The organism is Paenibacillus validus NBRC 15382, from assembly GCF_004000985.1.
GTDB classification, from domain to species: Bacteria; Bacillota; Bacilli; order Paenibacillales; family NBRC-103111; genus Paenibacillus_G; species Paenibacillus_G validus.
Genome location: NZ_BIMH01000005.1, coordinates 152,261 through 168,448, shown reverse-complemented (window position 1 = coordinate 168,448; position 16,188 = coordinate 152,261). Strand labels below are relative to the sequence as shown.

At 49.9% G+C, this 16,188-nt stretch carries 12 protein-coding genes; all 12 read right to left on the bottom strand.

The window, feature by feature from the left end:
- Position 1: 1 nt before the first annotated feature.
- A complete protein-coding gene (locus tag PVA01S_RS05985; RefSeq protein ID WP_127605975.1) occupies positions 2–733 on the bottom strand; it encodes an ABC transporter ATP-binding protein in 732 nt (243 codons plus the stop codon).
- The gene (locus tag PVA01S_RS05980) at positions 726–2,546 is read right to left on the bottom strand and encodes a branched-chain amino acid ABC transporter ATP-binding protein/permease (RefSeq protein ID WP_127605973.1); all 1,821 of its coding nucleotides are present in this window, start codon (positions 2,544–2,546) and stop codon (positions 726–728) included. Before PVA01S_RS05980 ends, PVA01S_RS05985 begins: the two co-directional genes overlap by 8 nt.
- Entirely contained in the window at positions 2,543–3,436 is an 894-nt protein-coding gene (locus tag PVA01S_RS05975; protein ID WP_201318629.1) for a branched-chain amino acid ABC transporter permease, read from the bottom strand. Before PVA01S_RS05975 ends, PVA01S_RS05980 begins: the two co-directional genes overlap by 4 nt.
- Before the next feature lie 61 nt (positions 3,437–3,497).
- Positions 3,498–4,769 carry an ABC transporter substrate-binding protein gene (locus tag PVA01S_RS05970; protein WP_196426822.1) on the bottom strand — a complete coding sequence of 424 codons (1,272 nt, stop codon included), beginning with the start codon at positions 4,767–4,769 and terminating at the stop codon, positions 3,498–3,500.
- Positions 4,770–4,942: 173 nt separating this feature from the next.
- The gene (locus PVA01S_RS05965) at positions 4,943–7,255 is read right to left on the bottom strand and encodes a hydantoinase B/oxoprolinase family protein (protein ID WP_127605971.1); all 2,313 of its coding nucleotides are present in this window, start codon (positions 7,253–7,255) and stop codon (positions 4,943–4,945) included.
- A gap of 2 nt (positions 7,256–7,257) precedes the next feature.
- Complete coding sequence (locus PVA01S_RS05960; protein ID WP_127605969.1) at positions 7,258–9,402, bottom strand: hydantoinase/oxoprolinase family protein; 2,145 nt, start codon at positions 9,400–9,402, stop codon at positions 7,258–7,260.
- A gap of 128 nt (positions 9,403–9,530) precedes the next feature.
- The gene (locus PVA01S_RS05955) at positions 9,531–10,883 is read right to left on the bottom strand and encodes an MmgE/PrpD family protein (RefSeq protein ID WP_127605967.1); all 1,353 of its coding nucleotides are present in this window, start codon (positions 10,881–10,883) and stop codon (positions 9,531–9,533) included.
- A gap of 238 nt (positions 10,884–11,121) precedes the next feature.
- Positions 11,122–12,411 (bottom strand): dihydrolipoamide acetyltransferase family protein, encoded by a 1,290-nt coding sequence (locus PVA01S_RS05950; protein WP_127605965.1) that lies wholly within the window; start codon positions 12,409–12,411, stop codon positions 11,122–11,124.
- The gene (locus tag PVA01S_RS05945; RefSeq protein ID WP_054798966.1) at positions 12,408–12,626 is read right to left on the bottom strand and encodes a tautomerase family protein; all 219 of its coding nucleotides are present in this window, start codon (positions 12,624–12,626) and stop codon (positions 12,408–12,410) included. Before PVA01S_RS05945 ends, PVA01S_RS05950 begins: the two co-directional genes overlap by 4 nt.
- 59 nt (positions 12,627–12,685) lie before the next feature.
- Positions 12,686–13,681, bottom strand: coding sequence for an alpha-ketoacid dehydrogenase subunit beta (locus PVA01S_RS05940; RefSeq protein ID WP_127605963.1), 996 nt, complete (start codon positions 13,679–13,681; stop codon positions 12,686–12,688).
- A 27-nt stretch (positions 13,682–13,708) separates the two neighbouring features.
- A complete protein-coding gene (locus tag PVA01S_RS05935; protein WP_280531808.1) occupies positions 13,709–14,722 on the bottom strand; it encodes a thiamine pyrophosphate-dependent dehydrogenase E1 component subunit alpha in 1,014 nt (337 codons plus the stop codon).
- On the bottom strand, positions 14,719–16,134 hold the full coding sequence (lpdA, locus tag PVA01S_RS05930) for a dihydrolipoyl dehydrogenase (protein WP_127605959.1): 1,416 nt from the start codon (positions 16,132–16,134) through the stop codon (positions 14,719–14,721). The genes PVA01S_RS05935 and lpdA overlap by 4 nt, the downstream gene beginning before the upstream one ends.
- Between the last annotated feature and the right edge of the window lie 54 nt (positions 16,135–16,188).

Sequence of the window (16,188 nt, the reverse complement as noted above, 5' to 3'; positions counted from 1 at the left end):
TCTAATGGTTACCTTTACCCAAATAGATGGACGAAAGATCGTCGGAAGCGAGCAAATCTTTCAAATAAGCGCTGTCCCCGCTTTTCACGATTGCGCCGCGATCCAGCACATAGCCATAGTCGGCGATGCGCAGCGCGAGAGCCGCCATCTGTTCCGAAATAAATATAGTCATTCCCGCCTGATTAAGCTCTTGCAAAAATGCATATACCTCGTCGATAATAACCGGAGCCAAACCCAGAGACGGCTCGTCGAGCAGAAGCAATTTAGGAGCCGAAAGCAAAGCCGCCGATATAATCAACAGCTGCTGCTGTCCCCCGCTGAGCGTGCCGGCCAGCTGATGCTTCTTGCTTTCCAGAATCGGAAACCGCTGAAACACCTGCTCAATCTTGTTGGCTATCGTTTTCTTCTCAAGCCTGGGTGTACGAAAATGTGCGGCCAGCCGCAAATTATCGTGGACCGTTTGGTCCTTGAATAAACGGCGCCCCTCCATTACGTGAGCGATGCCTTGTTTGACCCGGGCTTCCGTAGGCCATGCTGCAATGGAGATTCCTTCAAACAGCAGGTCGCCCTCCTCGGGCGTTACCAACCCGCTGATGAAATTAAGCAGGGTCGTTTTCCCCGAACCGTTCGCGCCAATGATGGCGGTAATCCCCTTGCTTCGAATGTCAAGGGAAACCCCTTTCAAGGCTTTGATTGGACCATAACTGACATGTACATTCCGCACGCTAAGCATGATTCGCAACCCCCAAATAGGCTTCAATCACCTGCTGATTCGTTTGCATGCCCTGCGCATCGCCCGAATAGATCATTTTACCGGAATCCAATACGATCACCTCATCGATAAGACCCATTAGAAATTCCATATGATGATCAATGAGGATGACCGAGATCCCTAGCGTCTTGACATACCGGATAAGCTTGCTTAATTCCTGCATTTCATGCTCGGACAATCCCGCTGCCGGCTCATCCAGGAGCAGCAATTCAGGTTCAGCCAGAATCGCTCTTGCCACTTCAACCATTCGCTGTACGCCATACGGTAAATTTTCGACCAATTCTTCCGAGTACTGTGCGAGTGAACAGAGCTCCATCATTTCATGAACTTTGACCAGCATTTCCTGTTCTTCAAGCAGAGAGCTTTTCAAATTGAGAACGCAGGACACAATGCCGGATTGGTATTTTTGATGTTTGCCTAACAGCAGATTTTCCTTGACCGTCATATTGCCGACATTGTGCGGGTCCTGAAAGGTTCGAATAATGCCCTGACCGGCAATGGCATGCGTAGGCATATTGGTGATTTCTGCCTTGCCGAAACTGATTTTGCCTTCAGTCACCGGGTAAACGCCGCTGATCACGTTGACCAATGTGCTTTTCCCCGAACCGTTAGGACCTACCAAGCCCAGAATGGTACCTTGCCCCAGCTCCAGGCTCACATGCTGCAGCGCGCGAAGTCCGCCAAAATCCTTGATCACGCCTTCCACTTTTAAAACTTTGTGATGAGGGCTGCAGGAAAGCGTGCGTGCCTCCCTCCCGGGAATGCGCAGAGGCTTAACCTCAGAAATCGGCTTTACCTTTTGGAGACGTTTTTCCTTGCTAAGTGCCGTACGGATTCCCAATAAGCCGGCAAAGCCTCTGGGGATAAACAGAAAGGAAATGACGAGAAGAAGCGAATAAATCATCAGCTGATAATCTTTAATAAATTGCAGCTTGTTTGCAATAAAAGTCAAAAATCCAGCGCCGAGAATGGGACCGATAATGGTTCCGAATCCGCCAAGTATGCCCATAACAAGAATTTCAATCGATTGCATCATGCCGAAAGAATTCGCCCCGATGTAAGCCATCAGATGCGCATACAGCGCACCGGCAATACCCGCCAGGCAAGCGCTCATCGTATAGGCGAGCTGCTTGACCCGGCCCGGAGAGATGCCGATACTGGATGCGGAGAGTTCGCTCCGGTGAATAGCCAGAAAGGAACGGCCGTAGTACGACTGGACGAAATTCCGCAGCATCCACACAATCAACGCGACAACCAGAAATACGATCCAATAATAGTGGATCAAATTCAATTTGATGCCGAACAAAAGCATGGTGCCCAGCTTGGGTGAAGGGATTCCGCTTAATCCCATGACCCCACCGGTGACGCTGGACCATTCTTTGATGATCTCCTCGATCACGAAACCGAAGCCCAAGGTCATCATCGCCAAGTAAAATTCTCTGACTCTTCCGGCCGGAAATGAAACAAGAAATCCTACCAATGCGTTTACAGCAGCCGACAGTAAAATCGTAACATATAATGGAAAACCGAAACGCACCATGAAGATGGCGGAAACATAAGCACCTATCGCATAAAACGCCGCATGGCCGAGAGAGATTTGACCGCCGAGACCGCTCAGCAGGTTAATGCTTTGCGCTAACAAAATATTGATTCCCCAAAAAATAAACAGCTGCACATTAGAAGGTGACATAAACAATGGAGCTGCGGCAACCAGCAGAACAAGGATCATCGTCAATACGGGCTGAACGCCTTTCTTCATGCTCATCGTCGTCATACTTTCAGCACCGCCCTGGACCCGAACAAGCCTTCGGGCTTTATCGCGAGAATGAGGATCAAAATAGCAAAGGCAACCCCGTGCTCTGCGGAACTGGACAGATACCCCCCAACCAGTTTTTCAATAACGCCGACCAGTATGCCGCCTATTAAAGCGCCTTTCGAACTTCCCACCCCGCCAAGTACGGTCGCGACAAAGCCAAGCACCATAATGTTCATCCCGAAGTCAGGGCTGACCGTCCCGTAAATCGGTGCGATCAGGAAACCGGCGATGCCAGCCAAAATCGCGCTCAAAATAAAGGAATACGTAATGACGAGCTTCGATTTTATTCCCATAATGCGGGCTAATGTCGGATCGTAAGAGACCGCTTTCATTGCTTTCCCCCATATCGTCTTGTGCATGACCATTTCCATGAACAGCATGATAAATAGCGCAGCGAATAAGACGAGCAAGTATTGGGAGGACAACTTTACGCTGAGCAGCGGAACGTAGTCCGTGCTTGTGAACAGAAATGCAGGATACGCTATCGCTTGCGATCCCCATATTTTCGATGCCAGCGCCTGTAAAAACAGTCCGGTACCGAGCGTGGACACGACCCATCCCATACTGGAAGGATATTTGATTAAGGGACGAATCGAAACCCTCTCCAGTATAATTCCCAGCAATGAAATGCAAATGAGTCCAAACACAATGGCGACTGCCCAGGAAATTCCCATATTAAGAAATGATAGAATGAGCATGGAACAGAACATAATAAACGGCCCATGACCGAAGTTGAGAACCTTGCTGGACCAAAATGTCATGTTAAACCCATGAGCTACGAGGGAATAAACGGATCCTACACAGACTCCGGCAAATATTAATTCAAGCAAAAATTGAATATTCCCCATCCTGTTTCCTCCTCGAAGATAGATGCGGAGGGTAAACCGCCAAACGTCGCCCCCCGGCATTTTATTTCTTATAAGGGACCAATTGGATGTTGTCTCCATTTTTCACATACTGGAACAATCCAAGACCGTCAGTGCCGATGGCGTGATGCTTCTTGCCGCTAAACGTATAATTGGCGTTTACCCCTTGGTAGTCTTTCATGGATTCCAAAGCCGCGATAATATCGGGCGTTTTCGTGCTGTCGGCTTTTTTAATCGCTTCAAACAGCACAATGGCTCCATCGTAGGCATTGGTGACGTTCAAAGACATGAACAGCTGGGGCGTATCTCCATCTCCCCAATACCGGTCTTTCCCGTATTTTTTCATATAGGCGTCGGCAAATTCCTTGGCCGGAGCGGACAACGGGTTCTCGCCGAACGCTTTGATCATCGTACCGATCGTGCCGACGACCAGATCGCCAGCGCCTTCTTTATACGGATTGGAAAGGGCGCCATTCGTCGCAACGAGAGGTACATTCATGTCCAGACGGCTCATTCCCTTACGAATGTTGGCCAGATCGGCGCCTAAACCGACGCAGACGATGACCTCCGCACCCTCCTTTTTCAGCTTGGCCAATTGGGCCGTCATATCCGGCGCTTTCTGGTTGTATTGTTCACGTCCGACCGGAACGATGTTGTATTTCTCCTTCAATATTTTCTCTACCAATTCCATCCCGGATTTGCCGTATGCCGTACTTTCGTGAATGAGGCCGATCTTTTTCCACTGCTCACCCGCGAATGTAGCGAGCACATCCGTTTCCACATCGTTTTGCAGCGCGAAGGAAAATACCGTTTTTCTCGGCGGGTTATTTACACCGTTAGGATACGTAACGTCGGTAGTCTGGGCCACGGGGTTAATTTGAATGATTCCGTAAACTTCCGTTAAAGGTACTGTAGCTAATGCCGGACCGCTCCCGGCAGGACCGATGATCGCGACAATGCTTTTATCGTCAAGAAGCTGCTGCATATTGTTCGCCGCCTTATCGGGAACAAGCTGATCGTCCAACGCGATGAGTTCGATCTTTTTTCCATGAATCCCGCCTTGCTGGTTCCACTTTTCAATGGCCAATTCGACCCCCCGTTTATTTCCCTCCCCATATTCGTTATAAGGTCCCGTCAATGCGGAAGTCATTCCGATTTTGATTGTACCTCCACTTGCTCCGCCGGATATTGCCCCGTCGGATGCGCTTTTTTGCGGTTCAACAGCGGTTGAATTGGCACATGCGGCAACGATTAACATCGCGGACGCAACCAACAGACTCGACAACGTTCTCCATGTGTTCGTACTCTTCTTCATTTCGCGATTCCCCCCCATTTTACAAAAAAATGAATAAGACCGGATCATGCTGCATGGTGGCGCACAACACTGTACCATCAACATACCATTCAGATGGTATGTTGGTGGATCTGCTTGCAACTATATCCTTCCCGGCAAGTGTAACCTTGCCGGGAGGATGGGGATCAGGTGTATTAACTTAGTAAAAATTCGTGTAGAGGTTCATCTCCCTCTCGAACAACTTCCGTCGAGAGAACCGTAGCGCAGGTCGGGCAGAAGTATTCATGATACAACACATGCGCATCGACGAAACGTTTTAAATCGACGCTTTTTATGCCGACCTTCCCCACATCGCTTTTGCGAACCGGGACACGGGACTTGTAATTCTGATCGCCGGTTGCGAGCACTTCCCCGCAATGGGAGCAGCAAATTTCTGTCGTGCCATTCGTTTTGTTGAACCAAAAGTTATCGCCTAATGTCAGCATGCCTTGCGGAACACGAAATTCCTGAAGCTTGAACTCCAAATGGGTGGAGACAGGAGCTCCTGCGTCTTCGAGGCGCTTCCTCCGGTTTTGCAGCCGACGCTGCTCCGTGCTTCTCTCATCGACCGTCATCTCCTCGGTGAAAATAACGCCATATACCGTTTCGGCAAAAGAGACGGATGTAGTACCGGCCAGCACATCCTGCCGCACACGCTCAGGATCGCGAAGCAAAGGGTCACCATAACCGGCGCAGGAGCCCCAGTTCCATTCCAGAACATCCGAGTCGCCGAGTGCCAGAGCAGGTCCTTTCCCCGTTAACGAAGGCCGCTCGCCAGAGAGTTCATCCACATTGTCAATGAGGCGGCCCGATTGAAGAATTTCTTTAATATTTGACGATTTTATTAATACCGTCTCGCCACGGGTACCCGGCGATCCTCCCAAAATGCCGGAGGTTTTGGGAATGCCCTCGGCGGTATATACGCCTAGACCGACTTGGCCTTTGTGCGGCATATAGGCGAGGATACCGCCATTGCCACCGCGAAATTTTCCTGCTCCGGCCGAATCCTGATGTTCCTTGCGGTAGAGATATAAAATCGGCCAATCGCGTTCATAGCCTTCAACATTGGGCCCTTGACCTTCAGGAATCCACCATTGTCCGTCTGCGAATGAACCGTCACGGTATGGAGTGGCCCCGCTGCTGCCGATCATCGTATCCAGCATCGGTCCGACATAATACTCTCCACGCTGGTTGGTTCCTGCATGAATTTGGATTTGCCACTGGCCGTTCGTGGTACTCAAAGCCAGTTTATGAAGATCCGGATCGCTGGACGATAGCAGCATTTTGGACACAACCGAGTTCGCCATCGCTACCCCAAGCTCCGTTGCGTAAATGCCCGCCGGGCTTACCGCGACTCCATAGTCAGGACAAGTCATGGTGCCAGGGGTAGGAATAAACTCGCAGTGCCGGGCCGCTCCTCCTCCGCCTGCCCCCATTTGGTCGGCCAATAAGATCACGTTAAAAGCCGAGAGAATGGCTCCTCGCCAAGCGGCAAACGGCAGATTAATCGCACCGGCTTGCCCGTCTGTTCCTTCATTTTTAACCGTCAACGTGTTGCCCTTCTTCGTAATCGATAGTTCGATCCGGTACACACCGCGATCACCTGTAACCGCCACTTCCTGATAGGCACGCTCTTTCCACGTTCCGTCCGGTATGGTCGAAAGACGATCAAGCAGCGCCTTTTCACTTGTATTCAGCACCTTTTTCATGACGCCCTTTACGGTCTTGGATCCATACTTTTTAATCAGACCCAGGATTCTTGCACGTGACGCATGACAAGCGGCGATTGCTGCCCGCAAGTCCAACGCTACATTAACCGGAGTACGAGATTGCCGTCTGAAGGCCGCTTCAATTTCAATATCCAGCTTCCCTTCTTTCACAATCCTGACTGGCGGAAATACCGGCGGGTCAAAATAAATGTCTTGAGCGTTCGGACAAAAGCTTCCCGGAGTCGTTCCTCCTACGTCATTTTGGTGCAGGCAGTTTGCAACCCAGCAGAAGATCTGGCCTTCCCAAAACACAGGAGCAAATATACCTACATCCGGTTGATGTGCTGTGCCGACCCATGGATCGTTTTGCAGAAACACATCGCCGTCATGAATGCCCGGTTCTTCTCCCCGTTTCTCAATGACATACTTGATCATGACATCCAGCATACCACCGAAATATTGAAGATAAGGGCCGAAAAAAAGAATTTCCGCATCCTCGGTAAAAATGGCGGTTTGGAAATCCCTTGTTTCCAGTGTGATCGGGGATACCGCCAAATTTTCCACAATCTTGCCTTGTTCCAGATTGACATTCCAAAGATTATGACGAACCACTTCATACGTAATCGGATCAATCTCTTCCTCATATTCGCTGTGAAGGCTTACCGAAGGGGGGACTTGTAAGGGGTCGATCGGGATGTACGCCCGCTGAACGCCGTCCCAAAACTTACGATGCTGCTCCTGCTCATGCAGTGATTTCATGGTTATTCCTCCTCCAAATTGGAATTGATTCGAATCATGTAGTCGCCATGATCCGTTTTGGTAACGGTTTGATTTTCGTTCACCACGATAGAGGTCCCGTGCAAATCAATGACGGCCGGTCCTGCCACCACATTCCCGCTTGTCAGTAAACTTCCATTGTAAATATCGGCATCTACAGGCGGACGATGGCGGCTAAAGTATACTTTACGGCTTGGCTTCCTGGCATGATCGCTTGGAGATTTGCTGCTATGTAAGTCCACTTTTCTGTCAAACTTACGCACCTCTACCATCGGTTCGCAGCGGACAGAAACAATTTCAATCCTTGCTTCAGGCAGGAGTGCGGCCGATCCGTATCGTTCCTCATACTGACGCGAAAATTCAGTAAGCAGCTCTGTCAGCATAGTTTCGTCCAATTTTCCCGTCGGAACCTTGATTTCCAACTCATGCCGCTGCCATTGATAGCGTATTTTCGCATAGCGTGAAAAGTGAATGGGCGTATCTTCACCGATTTCTGTTGCGACAATCTCCGCTCCTTTCTTTTCCAATTCAAGGAATGGCGTTTCGAGACTTTGCGGCGAAAAAGGCGAGAGAAGCCCAACTTCTCCTTCAAGTTCATAGCGGATATCGCTTGAGGATATACCAAATGCTGACCAAACCGAGGAAGTTTCACCGGGAACAATAATCATTTTGATACCCAAATCACGCGCATAAGCCGCAGCATGGATAGGACCTGCTCCCCCGTATGCGACTACTGCAAAATCCCGTGGGTCAAAGCCTCTTCCGATAACCTCGTTCTCAATCAGATTCGCCATTTTCGCATTGACAATCTCCACCGTCCCCATTGCAGCCTCAATAATGGAAATGCCAAGCTGTTCGGCAATTTTACCCATGGCTTTTTCCGCCAGCTCCACGCTTGGTTTAAGTCCGCGACCCTTTCCGAATCCAAACACCGCTTCCGGATCAATATACCCTAACAGCAGGTCGGCATCGGTTACCGTCGGTTCTGTGCCTCCCAACCGGTAACACGCGGGACCAGGGTTTGCTTTTGCGCTTTTCGGCCCTACCCGCATGGCCTTGCTGTAGGGATCAATCCACGCGATACTTCCGCCACCGGCACCAATAGAAATGATTTCAACATTGGGCACGTTATATTGATACTTCTCTAAAACCGTTTTTTCGGCGGAAAGCGGCTGTCCGTCCCGGATAATCCCGATATCGAAGCTGGTGCCGCCCATATCGGTACCGATAAGATTATGAATATCTAACTCCTTCATGATCTTTACGCAGCCCATGATTCCGCCGACAGGACCCGAACCGATTGTTTGAACAGGCAGCTGCTTGCTTCGTTCGAGCGGGATCATCCCCCCGTGACACTGCATGATCAGCAGAGGAGCTTTGACGCCTTTCGTTTGAAGACTCCCGCTGATTTCCTCCAAATACTTGGAAGTAACCGGCCCGACATAAGCATTGATGACCGCCGCCACCGTCCGTTCGTATTCTCCTAATGTTTTTGTCACCTCGTGTCCGCAAGTAACGAAGACGGAATCGTCCATTTCGTGAATAATTTCCTTGACCCGCTGTTCATGTTGCGGATTTTTAAACGACCAAAGGAATGAAATCGCGATGGCATCCACGTTTTGATCCAACAGCTTACGGGCGGCTTCCCTTACCTGACTTTCAATTAGCGGTACAATCACTTCGCCCTGCGAATCGATTCGCTCGGTAACCCCAATGATGAGTTCCTTGGGTACCAGAGGTTTTGGCTTGGCCGTCTCTGTCACCTTCAATATATTTTCCGACGGCTCTCCCGTCACACGTCCCAATCCGCGCATCATATTGATCGTATCCTCGAAACCATAGGTTGTCAGTAAGCCTACACGTGAGCCATTATTCTCCACCACCGTATTGGTTGCCACAGTAGATCCATGTGAAATCATGCTGATATTTCGATAAAGTTCCGCCGGGCTTAAACCAAGTTTCTCGCCTGCGGATTCAATGCTGTTAAAAAAACCGGAGTTGAATTTATCATGGTAGGTGGTCAGGGCTTTTCCTTCAACAACCGTCCCATCACTTGTAACAAGCACGGAATCCGTAAATGTTCCGCCAATGTCGACAGAGCAGATCAAGTCAAGCTTCGAACTTCCCATACACACGCTCACCCTTTCAAATTTTGTAATCTGATCATAACATACTGACCAGATGGTATTTTTATTCGTTAAAGAATTGCCATCAAAAAACCGACCGGACGGTATTTTAATGACATTAAATAAATATTTTAGCTGACTGCTGTCGTATTGGGCATAAGGGTCGATAGATTGGGCTTGTTCTCGAGAGAAAGCAGTTCATGGATTAACTGCTCCAATTGTTCCGAAGAAATCTGCATCTCTTTCCTGAGATCGCGAATCATTTCAATATCTCTTTCAGTCTCGAAATTATAAAAGTCCTGCGTAATACTCATTTCTCTCACCAATTTTTGGCCATTTTTGAGTTCTACCGTGATTTTATTGCATAGAGGATTCACCGTTTTTTCAGGAATCATGATCGTTTTGTCGATTAACTGATTTAACGTTTCATGATCGAATCTTTTGAGGTTTGCTAGCGTCATTTCACCGTCCATCAAAGAGGACGAGACGCAATAAGGGGCACTCATCAACGTCTGACTGATATTTTGAAAAGGACCTTTGGAACTCATTCCCGGATAATTGGCTTCATAATCGTTCATTTCGATTACGATGCTTTGAATCTGTTCCACCTGGATATCAAATTCCTTTTTCATCTCAAGAGCGTTGATCACAGGAGATTGATTGAAGGCACAAACCGGATACAACTTGAAGGTCACATTTAAGATTTCATACACCTTGCCTAAATGCTGTACACATTTTAACGGATCTTTATGATTTCCAGCAAAAGCATGTAAAAAGCCCGCATTTCCTTCGAAAGCCAATTTGGTGGCAACAGCGCCGCTTTGAGCCAATAAAGCGCATAATATTCCGTTTTTGGCTGCCACCCCATTCTCAAACCTCCATTCCATAGTCCCGGCTGCAAACGCTTCCAAAGTTCCGAAAGCAAAGCTTGCTGCAAAGCCTAAAGCATGAGCGGTCTGTTCTTCCGTTAAGTGAAGAAGCTTTGCCGCCGCGGCAGACGCTCCCAAGATGCCATAAACCGAGCTCGCCCTAAATCCTCGCGGTGTAGATTGGGAAGTGTAGTGCCTGCTAAGGGCACCTCCAACTTCATAGCCCGCTATTAGCGCTGTCAGGATTTCTTTTCCGCTGGCCCCCCTTGATTCTCCCAACGCCAATACAACCGGAATGACGATTGTACCCAAGTGTGCCGTATTATGCGTGTCCTCCTGAACGCGGCTGTGAAGCATGACAGCGTTTGCAAAAGCGGCTTCCATAACCGTACATTTGGAGCCGTTGTACAATAAAGTCGCTTCATGTGCGCCTCTGCCGGTCACGCCGGCGATTTCCGCAGCAATTCGCGGGAAATCCGTGTCGTAACCAGCGAGACCAACACCAATTCCGTGGATGAGGCAGGTTTTGGCTTTTTGCACAACTTCAACCGGGATTTCCTCAAAACGCAGACCATGGACGAACGAAGCCAGTGTTTCACTAACGGTTTGAGACATTTCTCCTCTCCTTTCAAAATGAAAAATCAATCGTTAGTTGTGAGAATAGTCTGTATGTTCTGAATTATATCATCGCTTCATTTACACAGTCAACGTTAATTCGTTAGGGTGAGTTGAAATCCGGATAATTAGCTGATCGATAAACTTCGGTTGACCTGATAAACGAAGGGGCAGCCTTCCGATGTTCAGGAAGGACTGCCCCTTAATTCCATATTCAGTTGCAACTTTACCGATGCAGTTATAGCAATTGCCAATCATCCGATTGCAGCCGCTCGACTAATTTCTTCATAAACGCTGCAGCCGCCAAACCGTCAATGACGCGATGGTCGAAAGAGCCGACTAGGGTCAACATGGGGCGAATCTCGAACTGACCATTGATGACGACGATCTCTTCTACAGTCGTTCCGACTGCAAGTATGCCGGCTTCCGGCGGATTGACGATTGCGCTGAACTCTTCAACGTCCATGGCCCCCAAATTGGAAATCGTGAATGTGCCTCGCTGCATGTCATCCCCTTTAAGCGTTCCGGCTCGGGCAGCGGAAACAAGCCGTTCACGCACTCCGGCGATTTCCATAACCGAAAGCTCGTCGGCATGATGGATGACCGGCACGACGAGCCCATTCGGCGCGGCGACAGCCAGGCCGATATGGATCTCCTCGTACTCCACAATATGGCTATCCGCTTGGTCGGGCGCCCCTACGAACGACGCATTCAACTGCGGAAATTCACGTAAAGTCTCCGCAACAGCACGAATTAAAAAATCGTTAACCGAAATTTTTATGTTTCTCGAGCGGTAAATGTGCGGCTGTATTGTATTTTTCACGGCCAGCAGCTGGGTAAGATCGACTTTTCGTTTCACATAGAATTGAGGAATCGTAGTGACGCTCTCCACCATGCGCCTGGCGATGATTCGTCTCATTCTGGATAACTCAACAACCTTCGACTTCCCTTGATGTACTCCGGTGTTCCTGGCAGACGTCGCCCCCGCGTTGTTCCTTGATGCTTCCCTGCTTTCCTTGGGTGCGAGCGGTACCTGTTGTGCGGCCTCCTCTACGTCCGCATACAGAATCCTTCCGTTCGGCCCCGTTCCTTGAAGCGTGGTGTAGTCGATTCCGAGCTCTCTGGCTCTTCTGCGGGCAGATGGGGAAATCGCGATGATCCTGCGGTCCTGGTTAAGAGGCAGCTCCGCATCCGGCGAAGCAGCTGCGACTGCATCCTTCGCGCATTCCGTGTTCGGCTGCGGCCGTTCCGTAGGAGAAGCCGCTTCGCGGACGCTCGCTTCCGGGGTCTTCTGTTCGCTTTTCAGCCTTAGAAGCGGGGCCCCGACTTCAACCGTGTCCCCTTCCAGAACGAGCAGCTCCTCGATGACACCGTCCTGCGGCATCTCAACTTCCAGGACCGCTTTATCCGTTTCGATTTCTGCTACAACGTCGCCTTTGCTGTAAAGCTGTCCCGGTTTTACTAAAAAACGTTGAACGATGCCCTCTTCCATCGTCAGCCCCATTTTCGGCAACCGAACAACATTCATTGATCGTTACCTCCGCTTTCGTTTTTTCTCCTTGTATCGTAAACTAATTCCCCGGCTATGCTGAACAAGTCAGCCTTAAGCTCGATCAATTCCACGCGCACATAATCCGGCGTAACAGATAATGCTTCGCAGCAAGCCTTCGTGATTCCGGCAACCAGCTTTCTTTTCGTTTCCAAATCCCGGCCTTCCACCAATTTCAGTTCAATATAGGGCATGTTAAATCTCCTCCGATTCCTAATGTACGAACCTTCTGCTTCCGCTTCAAAGCGCCCGGTTAGTTTACAGGCTGATTGCGGTAAAGTTGTGATTTAACGGCAGAGACAATGTCCGAGACCTGCGGAAGCGTTTCTTTCTCTAACGTTCTGTTAAATGGAATCGGCACATCTTCGGTAGCTACGCGTCCGACCGGCGCATCCAAATAGTCGAAGGCTTCTTCTTGTATTCGGGCTGCAAGCTCAGCGCCCCAACCGAAGGAACGAGTCGATTCATGCACGATAACGGCATGCATCGTTTTCTTTACGGAGGCCAGTACAGTGTCCATATCCAATGGACTCAGCGTCCGTAAATCGATCACTTCGACGGAAACATCTTCCTTGGCCAGCTGTTCCGCTGCGCGCAAGGAGAAGTCGACCATTTGAGAAATACTGATCAAGGTTACATCCTTTCCCTCCCGCTTCACATCTGCTTGGCCGAGCGGAATCAAATACTCTTCTTCCGGCACATGGCCCTTTTTCGTGTACTGCATTTTATTCTCGATAAAGACAACCGGGCTATTCTCGCGAATGGCCGATTTCAGCAATCCTTTCGCATCGTAAGGGGTGGAAGGGAGAACGACTTTCAATCCGGGGATGTGAGCAAAGAACGTTTCCAACGATTGAGAATGTTGAGCACCGTTACCACGACCGCCCCCGCCTTGCGTTCGAATGACCAGTGGAACGTTTGTTTGTCCGCCGGACATGTACTTCATTTTGGCGACCTGGTTAATGATCTGGTCCATCGCAACGGCCGTGAAATCGACCCACATGATCTCGATAACCGGGATCAATCCGGTCATTGCAGCGCCCAGACCGGCCCCGATAAAACCGGCTTCAGAGATTGGCGTATCCCGGACCCGCTCCCTTCCGAATTGGTCCAATAATCCCCAAGTTACCTTGAACACTCCGCCGTAGTCGCCAATGTCCTCTCCCATGATAAAAACCCGCTGATCTCTTGCCATTTCTTCACGCAAGGCTTCATTTAACGCCTGCACCATCGTTAATTCTCTGGTCATTGTGTTGTAACATCCTCTCTACCGTTTCTAGATTACGTCGGTGAAGATTTCCTCGAACCCGGGTTCCGGACTTTGCCGTGCAAATTCGGCTGCCCTCGCTATTTCTTGCAAGACCTCATGATTGATAGCCTCCAATTCGTCCGCACTGGCTTCTCCGCTAGCCACCAATTTTGCGCCAAGGCGCTTGATAGGCTCCTTCTCCCACCAAGCCGCCACCTCTTCCTTGGAACGGTAAGTTTCCGAATCGCCGTACATATGCCCGTTAAGTCTGTAAGTTTTGGCTTCAATAAATGTAGGTCCTTCTCCCCTGCGCGCACGTTCTACAGCCTCGGTTGTGACGTTGAAAACAGCTTCAACATCATTGCCGTCAACTATAATTCCAGGGATGCGAACCCCTTCCGCGCGATCGATCAGATCCTTGTTCTTCAACGAAAATTGAATCGGCGTCATTTCGGAATACAGGTTATTCTCACAAACAAACACGACAGGAAGATCCCAGATGGCAGCCAGGTTCATCGCCTCGTAGACAACGCCTTGATTGATGGCGCCGTCTCCGAAAAAAGTAACGCTTACGCGATCGGTTCCCGTCATCTTGGCCGTTAATGCGGCTCCGACACCAATAGGGGCACCGCCTCCAACAATACCGTTGGCGCCCAGGATACCGTTCTGCACATCGGTAATGTGCATCGGACCGCCCTTTCCTTTGCAATATCCCGTTGCTCTTCCAAGTACTTCGGCCAAGAGCAGCTTGGGATCGGAGCCTTTGGCTATGTGCTGGCCGCGTCCCCGATAGGTGTTGGTCAGGTAGTCGTCTTGTCTCAGAGCACTGCATACCCCGACCGCAACCGCCTCTTGTCCGATGTAGGGATGGTACGACCCGCCAACCAAACCTTCCTTGTACAATTCGATCGCTTGTTCTTCAAAGCGACGAATCAGCAGCATGGTCCGATAAAATTGTTTCAAACGATTTTCCATCTGATGCACCTCGCCTTTTACATTTTCTGATTTGCTATGTACCGCAAACGTCTTCCGCTTCGTCACAAGGCATGCACGCCCTTGCCCATACCTGCTTCTGAGGCTTCCATCACGATTTCACCCAACGACGGATGAGCATGAATGGTTGCAGCTATATCCTCCAGCGTACTGCCCATTTCAATGGCCAAGCCGATTTCTGCAATCAGATTGGCAGCCTCGATTCCTACAATTTGCGCTCCAATGATAAAACCCGTGTTTGCTTCTGCGATAACTTTCACGAAGCCCTCCCCTGCATGCAAAGAAAGCGCTCTGCCGTTGGCAGCGTAGGAAAACTTGCCTGTCTTCACTTTGTAATCTTGCTCGACGGCTTCCTTCTCCGACAGACCGATTGTTGCGATTTCCGGATCGGAAAAAATGACGGAAGGGATAGCCTTGTAATCAACTGCACTTGGATGACCGGCAATAGCCTCCGCCGCCACTTTGCCCTCATATGAAGCTTTGTGCGCAAGTGCAGGTCCCTTCACCACATCTCCGATTGCGAATATGCGTGGATTGGACGTCCTGCCTTGGCGGTCCACGTCAATGAAGCCTTTCTGATCAACCTGCACATCCGCGGCTTCCAGGCTCAATGGTTCGGTATTCGGCTTTCTGCCAACGGCCACAAAGAGGTAGTCCGCATCCATCTTCTTCTCTTCTCCCGAATGCGTATAAGTAAGTGTCACGCCGCCTTCCGCCTCATACGCCGCCTTGGCGCTTGCGCCGGTTATGATTTGCATCCCGTTCTTCTTCATTTTCTTCTCGACGATAGAAGCAAGTTCGGACTCAAAAGTAGGCAAAATATGCGGAGCATATTCCAGCAATGTTACTTTCGTACCAAACTTTGCAAACGTTTGGCCCAATTCAACGCCAATATATCCGGCGCCGATGATCGCCAAGCTTTGAGGAATCTCTTTCAGCTGAAGGATTTCCTTCGAAGAAACAATCCGATTGCCGAACGCAAACCCCTGGAGCTCCACCGGTCGGGACCCTGCGGCAACAATGCAGTGTTCAAACTTGACAATTTTCGAGCGGTTGCCGTCATCGATCCGAACTTCATTCCCGCTCTTGAATTGCGCCCGGCCTTTCACATAGGTAACTTGGTTGCCGCTTAATAAACCTTCGACGCCGTTTTTCAGCTTCTGAATGATTCCATGCTTCCATTGCTGGACTTGAGCATAATCGATGGAAACGGACTGGGCTGCGATCCCCATCTTGTTATGCTTTGAATTCACAAATAACTCATACGTTTTTGCTGCTGAAATTAGCGCCTTTGAAGGAATGCAGCCGCTGTGCAGACAAACCCCGCCGGGTTCGTTCTCGTCTACGACAGCGACGCTTTTTCCTAATTGCGAGGCCCTGATGGCTGCAACGTAACCGCCGGGGCCGGCGCCGATCACCAAGACATCAACGTGATCCGGGCACGATACCGATTCGCTCACTTGAAATTCACTCCTTAACGGCTCTTGCGTTTCCGCAGCATAATAGATGTACCC

Bases quoted from the DNA above. Each gene is read 5' to 3' on its own strand.
- PVA01S_RS05985 (WP_127605975.1), bottom strand. From the start codon at position 733: ATGCTTAGCGTGCGGAATGTACATGTCAGTTATGGTCCAATCAAAGCC.
- PVA01S_RS05980 (WP_127605973.1), bottom strand. From the start codon at position 2,546: ATGACGACGATGAGCATGAAGAAAGGCGTTCAGCCCGTATTGACGATG.
- PVA01S_RS05975 (WP_201318629.1), bottom strand. From the start codon at position 3,436: ATGGGGAATATTCAATTTTTGCTTGAATTAATATTTGCCGGAGTCTGT.
- PVA01S_RS05970 (WP_196426822.1), bottom strand. From the start codon at position 4,769: ATGAAGAAGAGTACGAACACATGGAGAACGTTGTCGAGTCTGTTGGTT.
- PVA01S_RS05965 (WP_127605971.1), bottom strand. From the start codon at position 7,255: ATGAAATCACTGCATGAGCAGGAGCAGCATCGTAAGTTTTGGGACGGC.
- PVA01S_RS05960 (WP_127605969.1), bottom strand. From the start codon at position 9,402: ATGGGAAGTTCGAAGCTTGACTTGATCTGCTCTGTCGACATTGGCGGA.
- PVA01S_RS05955 (WP_127605967.1), bottom strand. From the start codon at position 10,883: ATGTCTCAAACCGTTAGTGAAACACTGGCTTCGTTCGTCCATGGTCTG.
- PVA01S_RS05950 (WP_127605965.1), bottom strand. From the start codon at position 12,411: ATGAATGTTGTTCGGTTGCCGAAAATGGGGCTGACGATGGAAGAGGGC.
- PVA01S_RS05945 (WP_054798966.1), bottom strand. From the start codon at position 12,626: ATGCCCTATATTGAACTGAAATTGGTGGAAGGCCGGGATTTGGAAACG.
- PVA01S_RS05940 (WP_127605963.1), bottom strand. From the start codon at position 13,681: ATGACCAGAGAATTAACGATGGTGCAGGCGTTAAATGAAGCCTTGCGT.